Raw genomic sequence first — 14,752 nt, forward strand, 5'->3', positions numbered from 1 at the left:
TCAGGTCGGCGGTGGATCGGTCCGGCCCTCCGGCGGGAGGGCCGGACCGCCCTGCGTGTACGTCAATTGAGGCCCGGCTCCCGGGCCCGCAGCAGAAGCAGCGCCACGTCGTCGATCCGCTTGCGCGCCGCGGCGCTGTGCCGCACGAGTTCGTCGGCGATCTCCTCCAACGGCAGGTCCCCGGCCTCGGCGAGCCGTTGCCCCAGTTCGGCGAGGGCGTCCTCGATGTCGACACCGGGCGACTCGATCAACCCGTCGGTGTACAGCGCGAGCACCGAACCGGGCGCGAGATTCACCTCCGTCGTCGGATAGGTCGCGTCCGCGTCGATGCCCAGCAACGGACCACCGGCCAGATCCAGCACCCGTACCCGCCCGTCCGGCCGCCGCAGCAACGGCGGCGGATGACCGGCACGCGCCATCACGGCCGTACCGCGCGCGGGATCCAGCCGTAGATACAGACAGCTCGCGAACAGCTCCACCCCCAGGTCGATCAGCAGCCGGTTGGAGCTTCGCATGACCTCCTCCGGGGCCTGGCCGACCGTCGTGTACGCGCGGACGGCCGTCCGGATCTGGCCCATCAGCCCGGCCGCGGTCACGTTGTGCCCCTGGACGTCGCCGATCACCGCAGCCGGACCCGAGGTGGTCACCAGGTCGTAGAAGTCGCCGCCGATCTCCATGCCCTGAGTGGCCGGCAGATAGCGGGCGGCGGCCTCGATGCCCGGCAGCGGCGGCAGCGAGTGCGGCAGCAGCGCGGCCTGCAGCCCGTGCGCCAGCTGGTGCTTCGCGTCGTAGAGAAGCGCACGCTCCAGCGCCTGCGCGATCAGCCCGCCCAGACTCATCAGCACCGCGCGCTCGTCCGCGGGGAAGACACGCTGCTCGGCGTACGCCAGCACACAGGTGCCGACCGGCCGCCCCGACGCCACCAGCGGCAGAAACGCCCAGGCCGCGAACCCGTCGGGGGTGGCGTGCCGGCTCGGATACAGCCGCTCCAGGTCCTGCCGCGAGTCGAAGAACGCGGGCACACCGCTGGCCAGCGCGGCCGTCCCGGGCGTCGACTCGGTCAGCGCCATCCCGTCGAAACGCTCCACCACATGCGGATCGGGATAACCGCGGTGCCCCAGCACATGCAGCCGCCCGCCCCGCGAACCGAGCACCACCAGCGCCTGACTCCCCACCGCCGGCGCGACCTCGTCCGCGATCAGCTGCACCACGTCCTCCACCCCGACCGCCTCCGTCAGCGCCCCCGCCAGACTCAGCACCTGGGAGATCGACACCAGTCGCGACGGCCCTTCCCCCGCCCGCGGCACCGTCCGGCCCAGCTCCGTCACCGCCCGCGCCCGGCTGATCCGGACACTCAGCCCGGTCGTGTTCGGATACATCCGGAACGACAGCCACTCGCCCGGCGGACGCAACGCCACGAACGACGTCACCTGCTGGCTGAGCAGCGCGGCCCGGTAACGGTCCTCGTACACCGGGTCGTTGAGCCAGGGCACCGCCGCCCACAACTGAGTGCCCAGCAGACTGCTCACCGACATCCCGAGCAGCTCCCCGGCCGCCGCGTTCGCGAAGCCCACCCGCCCGTGCAGATCCAGCGAACACAGCCCGTACGGCAGCCGGGCCACCATCCGGGCAGCCTCGACCGTGCCCAGCGTCCCGGCCACACTCGTCGCGGGCCCCGTCGCCAGCAGATCGGGCTCCGCCCGCGCCGGGCGGCGCTCCTCCACGGCCCGCTCCAGCCGCACCGCGAGCCGGTCGCAGGCACTGGTCAGCTGCTCGCGGTCCCGGTCGGACAGCACCGGCGGATGCGAACCGGGCCAGGTCACGAAGACCGAGCCGTAGACCGTGGACCCGGTGGCCACCGGAACCGCCGCCAGCGCGAAGGGATACGGCAGCACGACCGCGATCCGCGGATAGCGGCGGGCCATGTCCTCCTCGCCGCCGACCCAGATCAGCCGCCGTTCCCGCACCGCCTCGGCGACCGGGATCGGCGCGCTCAGCCCGACCCGCTCCCACGGCGCGGCGAACGCCCGGGGCAGGCCCGCCATCACCGCCATCTCCAGCACAGGTTCGTCGGGCGTCAGCAGATACACCGCGCCCGAATGCGCGTGGACGGCGTCCATCATCGCGGCCAGCGCGAGCGACAGCATCGGCCGGCCGACCGGTGCCCGCGCCTGCCGGGACAACTGCCTGTCTGACACGCCGACCACCTCCTCGCCCGGCCGTGCCGTTTCGGGGCCCAGGCCCAGGCTCCACCCTGAAGGCCCGACGCGCACGGCGAGCGGGGCGGCCGTACGGCAGGCACTGAGGGCCATCCGGCCCCTCATCTCCACGGAACGGTCACAGGGGCTGCGCGGCAGCCGCATAAGCGCTGTAATTGCGGACGTGGTCAGTGAGGGCGCTGAGGGACGCAGAGCGAGAACGCTGCGGGCCGAACTTGCCCTCAAAACGCTCACCACCGATCTCGACTCCCGCGAACGGCTGCGCCGGATCCTCGAACAGGCCCTCGTCTTCGCCGGTGCCACCTTCGCCGGGGTGTACACGTCCGGCCAGGCCGACCTGCTGTGCCTGGTCGAGTCGGTCGGTGTGCCCCGGACCCTGTACGGACTGCGGGACGGCTATCCGGCGTCCGGGGGAGCACCGGTCGCCGAGGCCCGGCGGGGCGGGGACCCGGTCTGGCTCGGCCCCGAGGACCTGGCCGCCGGCTGCGACTCGCGCCGGCTGCCGACCGGGGAGTTCCATCTGGCGGCCCTGCCCGTGCGCGGTGACGGGGACGGCGGCTGTCTGCTCGCGGTCAGCGAGCACCCGGCCGGGTTCGACACCGAGGACCGCGCCTGCCTCACGCTGATCGCCGAGGCGGTCGCGATCCCGGTCCCGGACGAGGCCGTGGCGGGCGAGGACCTGCCCGCGGGCTCCTTCGACCTGGCCATGGACACCGGACGGGTCGAGGTCGGCGGCGACATCCTGACCCTGTTCGGCCTGGGTCCGGACGACTTCGACGGCAAGGTCGAGACCCTCCTGGGACTGACCGTGCCGGAGGACCTGCCCTCGCTGATGTCCGTCGTGGAAGCCGACCACATGGCCATCGGCGACCGCGAGCTGGAGTTCCGGGTCCTGCAGCCCTCGGGACCGCCGAAGTGGCTGCGGCTGCGCGGCCGGCTCCTGCCCGGCGGCGACGGCCGCCCGGCCCGCCTCGTCGGCACCGTCGGCGACGCCTCCCAGCTGCGCTCCGGCGTCAACGACGTGGCCCGCGTCCAGCGCCTCGCCGCCGCGCTCGCCATGGCCGGCACGGTCCGTGACGTCAGCCAGGCCGTGGTCGCCGCCCTGCGCAAACCGCTGCGCGCCGACCGCATCGCGCTCGCCGAACTGGAGGGCGACCGCCTCGTCGTCACCGTCCTGGACCCGCCCGAGCCGGAGTCCTGGCCCGAGCTGTGGCGTCAGGAGTGGCGCAGCGAATGGCCCGACGCGCCCGTCCGTGCGATGCCCACCCTCGCCGCCGCCCTGCGCGAGGGCCGTGCCGCGATCTGGCCCGCCGGCACCGATCTGGAACCCGCCCTCGCCGAGGTCGGACCGGGCGGCCTCGCCGTGCTGCCGTTGTCCGCCGGCGGCCGGGTGTCCGGGGCCTGTCTGATCGGCTGGGACGACCCGCACGTCTTCGGCCCCGACGAACGCGCCCTGCTCACCGCCTCCGCCGGCCTCGCCGGACAGGCCCTGATGCGCGCCCACGCCTTCGACGCCGAACACGAACTCGTCGGCATGCTCCAACGCCAGCTGCTGCCGCGCCGGCTGCCGAAACTGCCCGGCGGGGTCGCCGTCGCCCGCTATCTGCCGACCACCGCGGGCCTTGAGGTCGGCGGCGACTGGTACGACGTGATCCCGTTGCCCGACAATCACGTGGCCCTCGTCATCGGCGACGTCCAGGGCCACAACGCGGGCGCCGCCACCCTCATGGGCCAGATGCGCACCGCGCTGCGCGCGTACGCCGTCGAGGGACACCCGCCCGACGTGGTCGTCTCGCACGCCAACCGGCTCCTCATCGACCTGGAGACCGACCTCTTCGCCACCTGCTGCTATGTCGACGTCGACATGGAGGAGGGCTCCGCCTGGTACGTGCGGGCCGGTCATCTGCCGCCCGTCCTGCGTCACCCGGACGGCGGCACCGAGATCCCCGAACTGGACGGCGGCCCACCGCTCGGCGTGGTCACCCAGGCCGACTTCCCGATGAGCCCGCTGCGGCTCCAGCCCGGCACGGTCATCGCGCTGACCACCGACGGCCTCGTGGAGTCCAAGGAGGCCGACATCGACGAGGGCCTCGACCGGCTCGCCCACGGCCTCGCCGTCTCCGACCCCGCCCACCTCGGCCTCGTCGCCGACGCCCTGCTCGGCAACGCCCGCCGCGACGACGACGTGGCCCTGCTCCTCATGCGCTACGACGGCCTCGCCACCCGCCCCCGGCGCGAGAACTGGACGGTGTGGCGCGTCCCCGAGGCGGCCCGGCACGCCCGCCGCTTCACCAAGCGCACCCTGCGCGTCTGGGGCGTCACCGACGAGGTCGACACCATCCTCCTGGTCGTCTCGGAGCTGGTCACCAACGCCCTCGTGCACACCGACGGCCCGGTCCGCCTCGACCTCACCCTCGTCAACCACCGGTTCCGCGTCGCCGTGGCGGATTCCTCGCCGCGCACCCCGGTCAAGCCGACCAGCATCGGCTGGGAGGCCACCGGAGGCCGCGGGATCCTCCTCGTCGAGGCCATGTCGGCGGCCTGGGGCACGGTGCCGGTGAGCGGCGGCAAACAGGTGTGGGCCGAGATCGCGCTCGACCGGTAGACGGCCGCACGGGTGCCGGTCGGGGCACGTGGCGGCAGGTCGGAGCGGCTGCGGACGTTCCCCGTGATGGGGTGCCTGCTTGTGGCACACACCTTCGAAGAGCTGGTCGAGAAGCAGCGCGCGGCCGACCAGGCGCGCGCCAGGGTCAAGGAGATGCGTGACGCCCTGGGAGCCCCCGCCCACGAGCCCTGGACCGAGGCCCAGACCGAGACCTACGAGACCGCCTGGCGGGCCTGGCGCGATCTGAGCCGTGACGCGCAGACCGCGGTGGGCGAGTATGCCAAGGACGAGGGGCTGGACCGGGCCGGGGTCGTCGCGGACGTGGAGCGGGCGGCGGCCGATTTGTCCGATCCACCTGCCGATTAGACACCTCCCGTCCCACCTATCGTTGGATGGTCGTAATAAACGAACATAGGGAGGAACGATGCACGTCGGAAGATGACGCTAAGGTGAAGCGATGAAGGCTCTCGTTCTCTCCGGCGGCACTGGATCCCGCCTGAGGCCGATCACACACACATCGGCAAAACAGCTCGTCCCGGTGGCCAACAAGGCCGTCCTTTTCTACGGGCTCGAATCCCTCGCCGACGCGGGCATCACCGAGGTCGGCATCATCGTCGGCGACACCGCGGCGGAGATCGAGGAGGCGGTGGGCGACGGGTCGAAGTTCGGCCTGCAGATCACCTACATCCCGCAGGACCGCCCCCTCGGACTGGCCCACGCCGTCCTGATCGCGCGCGAGTACCTCGGCGACGACGACTTCGTGATGTATCTCGGCGACAACTTCATCGTCGGCGGTATCACGGGCCTCGTCGAAGGCTTCCAGGCCAACAAGCCCGACGCGCAGATCCTGCTCACCCACGTGCCCGACCCCCGCTCCTTCGGCGTCGCCGAACTCAGCGAATCCGGCCAGGTCATCGGCCTGGAGGAGAAGCCGGAGCACCCCAAGAGCGACCTCGCCCTGGTCGGTGTCTACCTCTTCACGCCCGCCATCCACGACGCCGTGCGCGCCATCAAGCCGTCCTGGCGCGGCGAGCTGGAGATCACCCACGCCATCCAGCAGCTGATCGACGACGGCGCCGACGTGCGCTCCTCGGTCATCCACGGCTACTGGAAGGACACGGGCAACGTCGTCGACATGCTCGAAGTCAACCGGACCGTCCTGGAGAGCATGGACCGCCGTATCGACGGCGAGGTCGACGACATCTCCGAGACCATCGGCCGCGTGGTGATCGAGGAGGGCGCGCGCATCGAGCGCTCGCGCATCGTCGGACCCGTCGTCATCGGTTCCGGAACCGTCGTGAGCGACTCCTACATCGGACCGTTCACCTCGGTCGCGGAGAACTGCAGGATCACGGACAGTGAGCTGGAGTTCTCCATAGTGCTGCAGGACTCGTCCATCGCCGGGGTGGGCCGGATCGAGTCCTCGCTCATCGGCAAGCACGTCGAAGTGACCCCCGCTCCGGGGGTACCCAGCGCCCACCGCCTCGTTCTCGGAGACCACAGCAAGGTGCAGATCCGTTCATGAATCTCCTCGTCACCGGCGCCGCCGGCTTCATCGGTTCCACGTACGTCCGCACGCTCCTCGCCTCGGACGCGGCCGACGCGCCCCGCATCACGGTGCTGGACAAGCTCACGTACGCCGGCACGCTCGACAACCTTGAAATAGGCCACCCGCGCCTGGAGTTCGTCCAGGGCGACATCTGCGACGCCGGACTGGTCGACAAGCTGATGGCCGAGGCGGACCAGGTGGTCCACTTCGCCGCCGAGTCCCACGTGGACCGCTCGATCAACGGCGCCGCCGACTTCGTCCGCACCAACGTGGTGGGCACCCAGGTCCTGCTGGACGCCGCCCTGCGCTACCGCGTCCCGTTCGTGCACATCTCCACCGACGAGGTCTACGGCTCCATCGAGTCCGGCTCGTGGCCCGAGACCCACCCGCTGGCGCCGAACTCGCCGTACTCCGCGTCGAAGGCCTCCTCCGACCTGCTCGCCCTGGCCTACCACCGCACCCACGGCCTGGACGTGCGCGTCACCCGCTGCTCGAACAACTACGGGCCGCACCAGTTCCCCGAGAAGGTCATCCCGCTGTTCGTCAGCAACCTCCTCGACGGCAAGAAGGTCCCCCTCTACGGCGAGGGCCTCAACGTCCGCGACTGGCTGCACGTCGAGGACCACTGCCAGGGCATCGAGCTGGTGCGCACCAAGGGCCGGGCCGGCGAGGTCTACAACATCGGCGGCGGCACCGAGCTGAGCAACAAGGAGCTCACCGGCCTGCTGCTCGAAGCCTGCGGCGCGGACTGGGACCGGGTCGAGCGCGTCGAGGACCGCAAGGGCCACGACCTGCGCTACTCCGTCGACTGGTCCAAGATCCACGACGAGCTGGGCTACACCCCGAAGCACGACTTCGCCACCGGCCTCGCGGACACCGTCGCCTGGTACCGCGACAACCGCGACTGGTGGGAGCCGCTCAAGGCAAGGGTGGAGCGCGGCTGATGAAGTGGCTGGTCACCGGTGCCGGCGGGATGCTCGGCCACGACGTCCTGGACGAACTCGCCCGGCGCGGTGAGCAGTTCGTCGGTCTCGACCGCGCCGCCCTGGACATCACCGACCCCGCGTCGGTGGACCGGGCGTTCGCGGAACACCACCCCGACGTGGTGGTGAACTGCGCGGCGTACACCGCCGTCGACGACGCCGAGACCGACGAGGAGCGGGCCCTTCGCATCAACGGCGAGGGGCCCCGGCTCCTCGCCCGCGCCTGCGCCGCCTCCGGCGCGCGACTGGTGCACGTCTCCACGGACTACGTCTTCGACGGCGAGGCCCGCAGCACGCCGTACCCGGAGAATCACGCCACCGCTCCGCGCACCGCGTACGGGCGAACCAAACTGGCGGGCGAGCAGGCCGTGTTGGCCGAACTGCCCGGTAACAGCGCGGTTGTCCGAACGGCTTGGCTGTACGGAGCCTGTGGGGGTAACTTCGTCCGCACGATGATCGAGCTGGAAGCACGTCGCGACACTCTCGACGTCGTCGACGACCAGCACGGACAGCCGACCTGGAGCGCCGACGTCGCCGTACGGATCGCCGATCTCGGCGCCCGTATCGGTCAGGTCGAGGGCGCGCACGGGGTGTTCCACGCGACCAGTTCCGGCGAGACCAGCTGGCACGGTCTCGCGCAGGAGGTGTTCCGGCTCATCGACGCCGACCCGGAGCGTGTCCGCCCCACCACGAGCGCCGCCTTCGTCCGTCCTGCGCCCCGCCCCGCCTACAGCGCCCTCGGGCACGAGCGGTGGCGGGAAGTCGGTCTGGAACCGCCAAGGGACTGGCGGTCCGCCCTGCACGAAGCACTTCCTCACATCCGCAAGGAGATTTCTTCGTGAAACGCCATGAGTTCCTGCGGGGACTCCACAAGTCAACCGCGAACCGCAACTACCTGGAGATCGGCGTCAACGACGGCCGCAGCCTGACGCTCTCCCGGGTGCCCAGCGTCGCGATCGATCCCGCGTTCAAGGTGGTCACGGAGATCCGCTGTGACGTCCACCTGGCCAAGGCGACGAGTGACGACTTCTTCGCCCGGGACAACCCGTTGGTGCACCTGCGCGGCGGCCGTCACCCGCTGCGTCAACTGGCCCGCAACCGGAGCCCGTTGGGCTGGTGGAAGACCACCACGCTGGATCTGTCGTTCATCGACGGCATGCACCTCTTCGAGTACGCGCTGCGCGACTTCATCAACGTGGAGAAGCACTCGGACTGGGCCAGCGTCATCGTCTTCGACGACATGCTGCCGCGCAGCATCGACGAGGCGGCCCGGGACCGGCACACCGACGCCTGGACCGGCGACGTGTACAAGCTGGTCGAGATCCTCGCCCGCTACCGTCCGGACCTGGTGACGGTCCTGGTCGACACCCAGCCCACGGGTCAGCTCGTGGTCTTCGGCGCCGACCCGAACAGCACCGTCCTCAAGGACAAGTACGACGAGATCATCGCGGAGTTCGAGGTCCCGGACCCGCAGAAGGTGCCCGAGGCGATCCTGGAGCGCACCACCGCGGTGCAGCCCGAGGCGCTGCTGAACGCCGGCTTCTGGGGCCCCCTCGCCAAAGCTCGCGACCGCGGGACCAAGCGGTCCCGCGGCTGGGAGCCCCTGCGCCGCTCGGTGGAGCAGCTCAGCGTCAGTCGCTGACCTGGCCACCACGCAGTCGCTCGTAGTAGGCGGAGCAGTCCGCGTAGGACGGAAGAAGTCCTGACTGCTCCGCCTCTGCCAGTGTGGGCGCCTCTGCGTCCTTCTCCGACAGCACCGGCTCGAAGCCCTCGGGCCACTCGATGCCCAGCGCCGGGTCGAGCGGGTTGATCCCGTGCTCACGCCCGGGCGCGTAGCCCGTCGAGCACAGGTACACGACCGTCGCGTCGTCGGTGAGGGCCATGAACGCGTGTCCCAGCCCCTCCGCGAGGAACACGGCGTGCTTGCTGTCGTCGTCCAGCCGGACGGCCTCCCACTGACCGAACGTGGGAGAGCCGACGCGGATGTCCACGATCACGTCGAGGACGGCGCCCCGCACGCACTTGACGTACTTGGCCTGGCTCGGCGGCACGTCGGAGAAGTGCACTCCGCGCACCACACCGCGCCGTGAGACCGAGCAGTTGGCCTGGGACAGGGCCAGGTCGTACCCGGTGGCCTCGCGGAACTCCTCGCCGCGGTACCACTCGTGGAAACTGCCCCGGTCGTCGGGGAAGACCTTGGGTTCCAGGACCCAGGCGCCTTCGATTCCCAGTGCTCGCACGTTCTTCCGTCCTCCATGACTTGCTCGGGTGATGCGTCCCGCTCGGGTACCGCTACTTGTTCAGGGCGCGCTTCAGCTTGCGTGCCACCCGGCGGGCCAGCCCGGGCTTGGGCTTGGCGGCCACCGGCTTCGGCGCGGGCTTGGGCTCGGCGGGCTTGGTCTTCGGCGCCGCCTCCACCCGGATACCGCCGGCGTCACCGGTCAGCCGCACCGGCAGGGCCAGGAAGCGCTGCCCGGTGGCGGCCGGGGTCAGGCACACCGACGCGTTCCACGCCAGGTCCTTCAGCTCGGCGGCGGGCACCTCGGCCGCGAGCCGCGCACCGGAGGACTCGGGGGAGACCACACCGGGCACGTCCAGGGTCGTACCGGACGACTTGTGGGTCAGGCGCAGCAGTACGTCGGTGGTGGCGGGGACGTAGAAGGGGAGCAGGACGCCGACGCGGGCGCCGGTGACCGTGAAGTCGTCGGGCTTGAGGTCGGCGAGGCCGAGGCGCTTGCTCGCCTTGTCGACGTCCAGGGAGAAGTTGCCGTGCGGCTCGGTGTAGTACGGCAGCAGCACCTGACCGGCGACGACACCGGCGTGCCCGGCGTTCTCACCGTGCTGCGGGACCGGGCCGAGGCGGCACTCCTTGTTCCAGGAGCCGATGCCGACACGCACGTAGGTGTCCCACAGGCCGCTGTCCAGCGGCGTGCCGCCGGCCGCGCTGGCCGGGTCGATCGTGGCCGTGGCGTGCAGCACCAGGCGGACGCCGGCGCCGTCGGCGACCGTCTCGTGCGAGATCTGCACGGGCTGGAAGTGCGAGGCGGCGCTGGCGCGTTCGCGGACGACGAGGTCGGCCGTCGCCTTCTTGAAGTTGAGGGTGGCGTCGGCCGTCAGCATGGCGGTCGCCTCGGCGAGCGTCTTGGGCTCCGGGTGCTTGGGCGCCGCGGCGCCCTTGGCCTCGAAGACCGCCGGCTTGCCGTCGATGACGAACTCGGCCTGGTAGTGGACCAGCAGCTTGCCGTCCCGCCACTCGATCTCGCCCGGCACCGCGGTCGGCTTGAGGGAGGCCTCCCACTTGGCCAGCTCGACGAGGTCGTCGTAGCGGTCGGCGGCGGCGAGGGCCGCGACGACCCGCAGCCGCGGGCCGAGGCCGGCCGCGACACCGGGGCCGAAGCGCTCGGTCATGACACCGCGGATCTCCTTGAGGAGCTCGCGGCGGTAGTCGTCGGGGGCCTTGAGCAGCCGGCCGCCGCCGAGGCGCTCCATCATCTCCACGCGCAGCCAGCGGCGGAAGATCTTGTCGCGGGCCGGACCCGGCTCGGTGTACTTCTCGACGACGTCGAGGGCCTCGCGCAGGTTCTTGAAGTAGCCGACCGGGTCGAAGCGCTGGAAGCCGGCGTTCGAGGCGTCCTCGCGCTTGATGTGGTAGTAGCAGACGTAGTCACTGACCACGGAGACGTTGTCCGCGGCCAGGTACGCCTCCGTGATGAAGACGTGGTCCTCCAGGCGACGACGCCCCTCGGGGAACCGCAGGTTGATGCGGTCGAGGAACGCGCGGCGGAGCATCTTGTGCGGGGTGAGGCTGTCCATCAGCGGCGCGGTCTCGACCGACGCGTGCGGGTAGTTCTTGCGGAACAGCTCCACCGGCACCCCGCGGCCCTTGCCGGCCATCTTGCCGACGATGACATCGGCGCCATTGGCCACGCCGTAGTCGTACATCCGCTCCAGGGCCTCGTCGCCGAGGTAGTCGTCGTTGTCGACGAACATGACGAATTCGCCCTTGGAGGCGGCGATGCCGACGTTGCGGGGCTTGCCCGACCAGCCGGAGGCCTCCTGGTGGATGACGTGGATGTGGGGGTGCTCGGCGGCGACCTCGTCGAGCCGCGCGGGCGTGCCGTCCGTCGAGCCGTCGTCGACGAAGATCGCCTCGTACTCGTCGTTAGGCAGCGACTGCCTGAGGAGAGAGGAGATGCAATCCTCGATATAAGGCCCTGGGTTGTACACAGGGACGACGACACTGACCTTGACCGACATCCGGCTTCTAGCCCCCTTGTTTGCGCTGACCGTCCCCCGTTGTGGAACGGCGCGAGTGGGGTGATGCTAACCCGGTCTGTCTCGATGCCACCCATTGGGCTGTTGTTGGGCAGCGGTTAACCCGCCGTGGTCCACGTCGGTGTACCCCGCAATTTCCGGGCCTGCTTCGCCGTCACTGCTCCGACAGTCGTCCCAGCAAGGTCAGCGCGTCGATGATCGTCCGTCGTTCCCGCTCGGTGTAGCGGTCCTCGAAGGCGCGCGCGAGCCATTCCTCACGGACCTGCCGGTTGTCCTTGACGCGTGCGCGTCCCGCTTCGGTGAGGGTGACCAGTTGTCTGCGGCCGTCCTCGGGGTCGGGGCCGCGCCGGATCAGCCCGTGCCGGTCGAGGGCGGCGAGGGTGGCGGCCATCGACTGCGGTCTGACCCCCTCGGCGGACGCCAGCGCGCTGGCCGTGGCCGCGCCGTGCTTGCCGACCAGGGTGAGCGCCGACTCCTGCGAGGGAGTCAGGTCCTCGTCCGTCGCGACCTCGCGGATCCGGCGCCGCAGCCGGCTGAACACCACCCGGAGATCCCGTGCGGAGCGGGCGGCGGAGTCCGAGATGCCGGCCGGTGTCCGGGGGTGCTGCTGGTCCATGGGCGTCACCGTAGAACCGGCAGTGGAGACTGTCCAGTCACAACTGAACAGTCCGGCCTGGAGATCCCTCCGAGTGCACTACCCCGCGGTGCCGATGTCGAGGAACTGGCAGAAGCCCGCCCTGCCGCTCACCTCACGGACGGCGCGGCCGAGGAAGGCCCGGTCGGCGCGGACCGCGGGGACGATCTCCGGGTTGGCCGCGGCGGCCGGTTCGGCGGCCTCCTTGCCGCCGAGCCAGGCGTTGTGGACCCGGGCCGGATGTGCCACGGACGAGTCGATCGGCGCCGTTCCGCCTGCTGAGTGCTCGTTCATCGCGATCCGCTCCCGTTCGCCCTCGGTACCTCTGCCGGAGCGGTCCCGGCCCACGCGACTGCCCTGCTCGTCGGCAGCCGGGAAGGCGCGACGGACTACCTGGAGTCGGACCTGCGCGATGTGGACCGCATCCTCGCCGCCGCGGCCGGGACCCTCGACCTCTCCCGGCCGGTGGGTCTGATGCTGGTGGCGATCCTCCAGTACGTCCCCGACCGCGACGACCCCTACGCCATCACCCGCCGCCTCCTGGACGCGCTCGCCCCCGGCAGCCACCTCGTCCTCTCCCACCCGGCGGCCGACATCGGCGCCGAGGAGGTCGCCGAGTCGATGCGCGTCTACAACGAACGCGCCGACGAACACGCGGGCGCCACCCGCGCACCCACGCCCACGTCATCCGCTTCTTCGACGGCACGCAGATCCTCGACCCCGGCGTCGTCCGACTGCCGGTCTGGCGCCCCGACCCCGAGGACACCCTGGCGACCGGTCCCCTCCCGATGTGGTGCGGAGTGGGCGCCAAGCCCTGACGGCAGCGCGCCCCTAGGCTGGGCCCGTGCGTCTGCTGCTGATGTCCGACACCCATCTCCCCAAGCGCGCCAAGGAACTCCCCGCGCAGCTCCTCGCCGAACTCCCGCGCGCCGACGTCGTGTTCCACGCCGGCGACTGGGTCGACACCGCCACCCTCGACCTGCTGGAGAGCCGCAGCCGACGGCTCGTGGGCGTGTACGGCAACAACGACGGCCCCGAGCTGCGTGCCCGGCTCCCCGAGGTGGCGTACGCCGAACTCGGCGGGCTGCGCTTCGGCGCCGTCCACGAGACGGGCCCCGCCCAGGGCCGCGAGGCGCGCTGCGCGGCCCGCTTCCCGGACCTGGACGTGCTGGTCTTCGGACACAGCCACATCCCCTGGGACACCACGGCCCCGACCGGTCTACGGCTCCTCAACCCGGGCTCCCCGACCGACCGCCGACGCCAGCCGCACTGCACCTACCTCACGGCGACGGTCACCGACGGCACCCTGACGGATCTCGTACTGCACCGGCTGCCGCCGAGGTGACCCACCGTTCACCCGGCCGGCGCCCGGTGGATCGCCCCGGCCACGCCCGTCAGCGGCATCCCCGTGCCGCTCCACCGCAGCGCGACGATCTCGGCGGCCACGGAGACGGCCACCTCCTCGGGCGTACGGGCGCCCAGGTCCAGGCCGATCGGTGAGCGCAGGCGGGCCAACTCGCCCTCGCCGAGGTCGGATTCGAGCAGCCGCTTCATACGGTCGTCGTGCGTACGGCGGCTGCCCATCGCCCCGATGTACGCGGCCGGCCGGCGCAGCGCCTCCTCCAGCAGCGGTACGTCGAACTTCGGGTCGTGGGTCAGGACGCAGATCACCGTCCGCTCGTCGGTGTCCGTGCCGGCCAGATACCGGTGCGGCCAGTCCACGACCACCTCGACGCCGGCCGGGAAGCGCTTCGGTGTCGCGAACACCGGGCGGGCGTCGCACACCGTGACCCGGTAGCCGAGGAAGTCACCGATCCGGGCGACCGCGGCCGCGTAGTCGATGGCGCCGAAGACCAGCATCCGGGGCGGCGGCGCGAAGGAGTGCAGAAACACGGTGACGGAGTCCTCGCGTCGCTCACCGCGCGGCCCGTAGTGCCGCAACCCCGTTGCCCCGAGGGCGAGTTCACCGCGGGCGTCGGCGGTGACGGCCACATCGAGACCGGTGGTGCCGAGGGTGCCGCCCACCGTGTCCGGCCAGACGGCCAGGGTGGCTCCTCGCGGCGCGGGTCCGTCGATCACGGTCGCCACGGTCACCGGTTCGCGGGCGGCGACCGACCGCGCCACCGCCCCGAACGTGGGATCGGTCTCCGGCGTGACGGGCCGTACCAGCACGGTGATCTCGCCGCCGCAGGTCAGCCCGACCGCGAAGGCGTCCTCGTCGCTGTACCCGAAGGTCTCCAGCCGTGCCTCGCCGCTCGCCACCACCTCCCGCGCCAGCTCGAAGACCGCCCCCTCCACACAGCCCCCGGACACACTGCCCACGACCTCGTCGTCCGGGCCCACGGCCATGGCCGCCCCGGGTTCGCGCGGTGTGCTGCGGCTGACCGCGACGACGGTGGCCAGGCCGAACGGTTCCCGCGCCGCGTACCAGCGACCGAGCTCCGGGAGGATCTCCCGCACGCCGTGCTCCTCTCACCGCCGTAGTCC

The 14,752-nt window shown here is 71.3% G+C and carries 12 protein-coding genes and 2 pseudogenes; 8 read left to right on the top strand and 6 right to left on the bottom strand.

Translation table 11 applies throughout. The features are described 5' to 3' along the window. Positions 1-62: 62 nt before the first annotated feature. Positions 63-2,207: a SpoIIE family protein phosphatase gene (locus ACIBJH_RS08095; protein WP_399116379.1), complete on the bottom strand. Its 2,145-nt coding sequence runs from the start codon at positions 2,205-2,207 to the stop codon at positions 63-65. Between the two features lie 175 nt (positions 2,208-2,382). Here ACIBJH_RS08095 and ACIBJH_RS08100 point away from each other — a divergent pair, with 175 nt between their 5' ends. The 6 genes from ACIBJH_RS08100 to ACIBJH_RS08125 all read left to right on the top strand — a co-directional run bounded on the left by ACIBJH_RS08100 (position 2,383) and on the right by ACIBJH_RS08125 (position 8,998). Beyond that, positions 2,383-4,824 (top strand): SpoIIE family protein phosphatase, encoded by a 2,442-nt coding sequence (locus ACIBJH_RS08100; RefSeq protein ID WP_399116008.1) that lies wholly within the window; start codon positions 2,383-2,385, stop codon positions 4,822-4,824. Positions 4,825-4,905: 81 nt separating this feature from the next. Then, on the top strand, positions 4,906-5,190 hold the full coding sequence (locus tag ACIBJH_RS08105) for a hypothetical protein (protein WP_399116009.1): 285 nt from the start codon (positions 4,906-4,908) through the stop codon (positions 5,188-5,190). Between the two features lie 91 nt (positions 5,191-5,281). Next, a complete protein-coding gene (locus ACIBJH_RS08110; RefSeq protein ID WP_329551358.1) occupies positions 5,282-6,349 on the top strand; it encodes a glucose-1-phosphate thymidylyltransferase in 1,068 nt (355 codons plus the stop codon). After that, complete coding sequence (gene rfbB, locus ACIBJH_RS08115) at positions 6,346-7,317, top strand: dTDP-glucose 4,6-dehydratase (protein WP_399116010.1); 972 nt, start codon at positions 6,346-6,348, stop codon at positions 7,315-7,317. The genes ACIBJH_RS08110 and rfbB overlap by 4 nt, the downstream gene beginning before the upstream one ends. Beyond that, positions 7,317-8,198 carry a dTDP-4-dehydrorhamnose reductase gene (gene rfbD, locus ACIBJH_RS08120; protein ID WP_399116011.1) on the top strand — a complete coding sequence of 294 codons (882 nt, stop codon included), beginning with the start codon at positions 7,317-7,319 and terminating at the stop codon, positions 8,196-8,198. Before rfbB ends, rfbD begins: the two co-directional genes overlap by 1 nt. Continuing rightward, positions 8,195-8,998 carry a class I SAM-dependent methyltransferase gene (locus ACIBJH_RS08125; RefSeq protein WP_019068584.1) on the top strand — a complete coding sequence of 268 codons (804 nt, stop codon included), beginning with the start codon at positions 8,195-8,197 and terminating at the stop codon, positions 8,996-8,998. The genes rfbD and ACIBJH_RS08125 overlap by 4 nt, the downstream gene beginning before the upstream one ends. Here ACIBJH_RS08125 and rfbC read toward each other — a convergent pair. From rfbC to ACIBJH_RS08145, 4 genes and pseudogenes are all read right to left on the bottom strand, one after another. Further along, positions 8,988-9,596 (bottom strand): dTDP-4-dehydrorhamnose 3,5-epimerase, encoded by a 609-nt coding sequence (gene rfbC / locus ACIBJH_RS08130; RefSeq protein WP_200710527.1) that lies wholly within the window; start codon positions 9,594-9,596, stop codon positions 8,988-8,990. The two genes, ACIBJH_RS08125 and rfbC, sit on opposite strands and share 11 nt — an antisense overlap. A 52-nt stretch (positions 9,597-9,648) precedes the next feature. Continuing rightward, positions 9,649-11,613 carry a glycosyltransferase family 2 protein gene (locus ACIBJH_RS08135; protein WP_399116012.1) on the bottom strand — a complete coding sequence of 655 codons (1,965 nt, stop codon included), beginning with the start codon at positions 11,611-11,613 and terminating at the stop codon, positions 9,649-9,651. A gap of 172 nt (positions 11,614-11,785) precedes the next feature. Next, positions 11,786-12,247, bottom strand: a complete 462-nt coding sequence (locus ACIBJH_RS08140; protein WP_399116013.1) for a MarR family winged helix-turn-helix transcriptional regulator — start codon at positions 12,245-12,247, stop codon at positions 11,786-11,788. Positions 12,248-12,334: 87 nt separating this feature from the next. Then, positions 12,335-12,559: pseudogene (locus tag ACIBJH_RS08145) on the bottom strand (SAM-dependent methyltransferase); the annotation flags it as partial. A 42-nt stretch (positions 12,560-12,601) separates the two neighbouring features. On the opposite strand from ACIBJH_RS08145, the pseudogene ACIBJH_RS08150 reads away from it, so the two are divergent. Both ACIBJH_RS08150 and ACIBJH_RS08155 read left to right on the top strand, forming a co-directional pair. Continuing rightward, a pseudogene (locus ACIBJH_RS08150) lies at positions 12,602-13,083 on the top strand (SAM-dependent methyltransferase); the annotation flags it as partial. Between the two features lie 26 nt (positions 13,084-13,109). After that, positions 13,110-13,610, top strand: coding sequence for a metallophosphoesterase family protein (locus ACIBJH_RS08155; protein WP_399116014.1), 501 nt, complete (start codon positions 13,110-13,112; stop codon positions 13,608-13,610). Positions 13,611-13,618: 8 nt separating this feature from the next. Here the strand turns inward: ACIBJH_RS08155 and ACIBJH_RS08160 are convergent, their stop codons facing one another. Next, a complete protein-coding gene (locus ACIBJH_RS08160) occupies positions 13,619-14,725 on the bottom strand; it encodes an XdhC family protein (protein ID WP_399116015.1) in 1,107 nt (368 codons plus the stop codon). Positions 14,726-14,752 lie beyond the last annotated feature (27 nt).

Origin of the sequence: Streptomyces sp. NPDC050548 (assembly GCF_044457385.1) — a bacterium.
Taxonomy (GTDB): domain Bacteria; phylum Actinomycetota; class Actinomycetes; order Streptomycetales; family Streptomycetaceae; genus Streptomyces.

What these genes read in the sequence shown, in the direction of transcription:
- ACIBJH_RS08110 (WP_329551358.1), top strand. Translation starts at nt 5,282, where the DNA reads ATGAAGGCTCTCGTTCTCTCCGGCGGCACTGGATCCCGCCTGAGGCCG.
- rfbB (WP_399116010.1), top strand. Translation starts at nt 6,346, where the DNA reads ATGAATCTCCTCGTCACCGGCGCCGCCGGCTTCATCGGTTCCACGTAC.
- rfbD (WP_399116011.1), top strand. Translation starts at nt 7,317, where the DNA reads ATGAAGTGGCTGGTCACCGGTGCCGGCGGGATGCTCGGCCACGACGTC.
- ACIBJH_RS08135 (WP_399116012.1), bottom strand. Translation starts at nt 11,613, where the DNA reads ATGTCGGTCAAGGTCAGTGTCGTCGTCCCTGTGTACAACCCAGGGCCT.
- ACIBJH_RS08140 (WP_399116013.1), bottom strand. Translation starts at nt 12,247, where the DNA reads ATGGACCAGCAGCACCCCCGGACACCGGCCGGCATCTCGGACTCCGCC.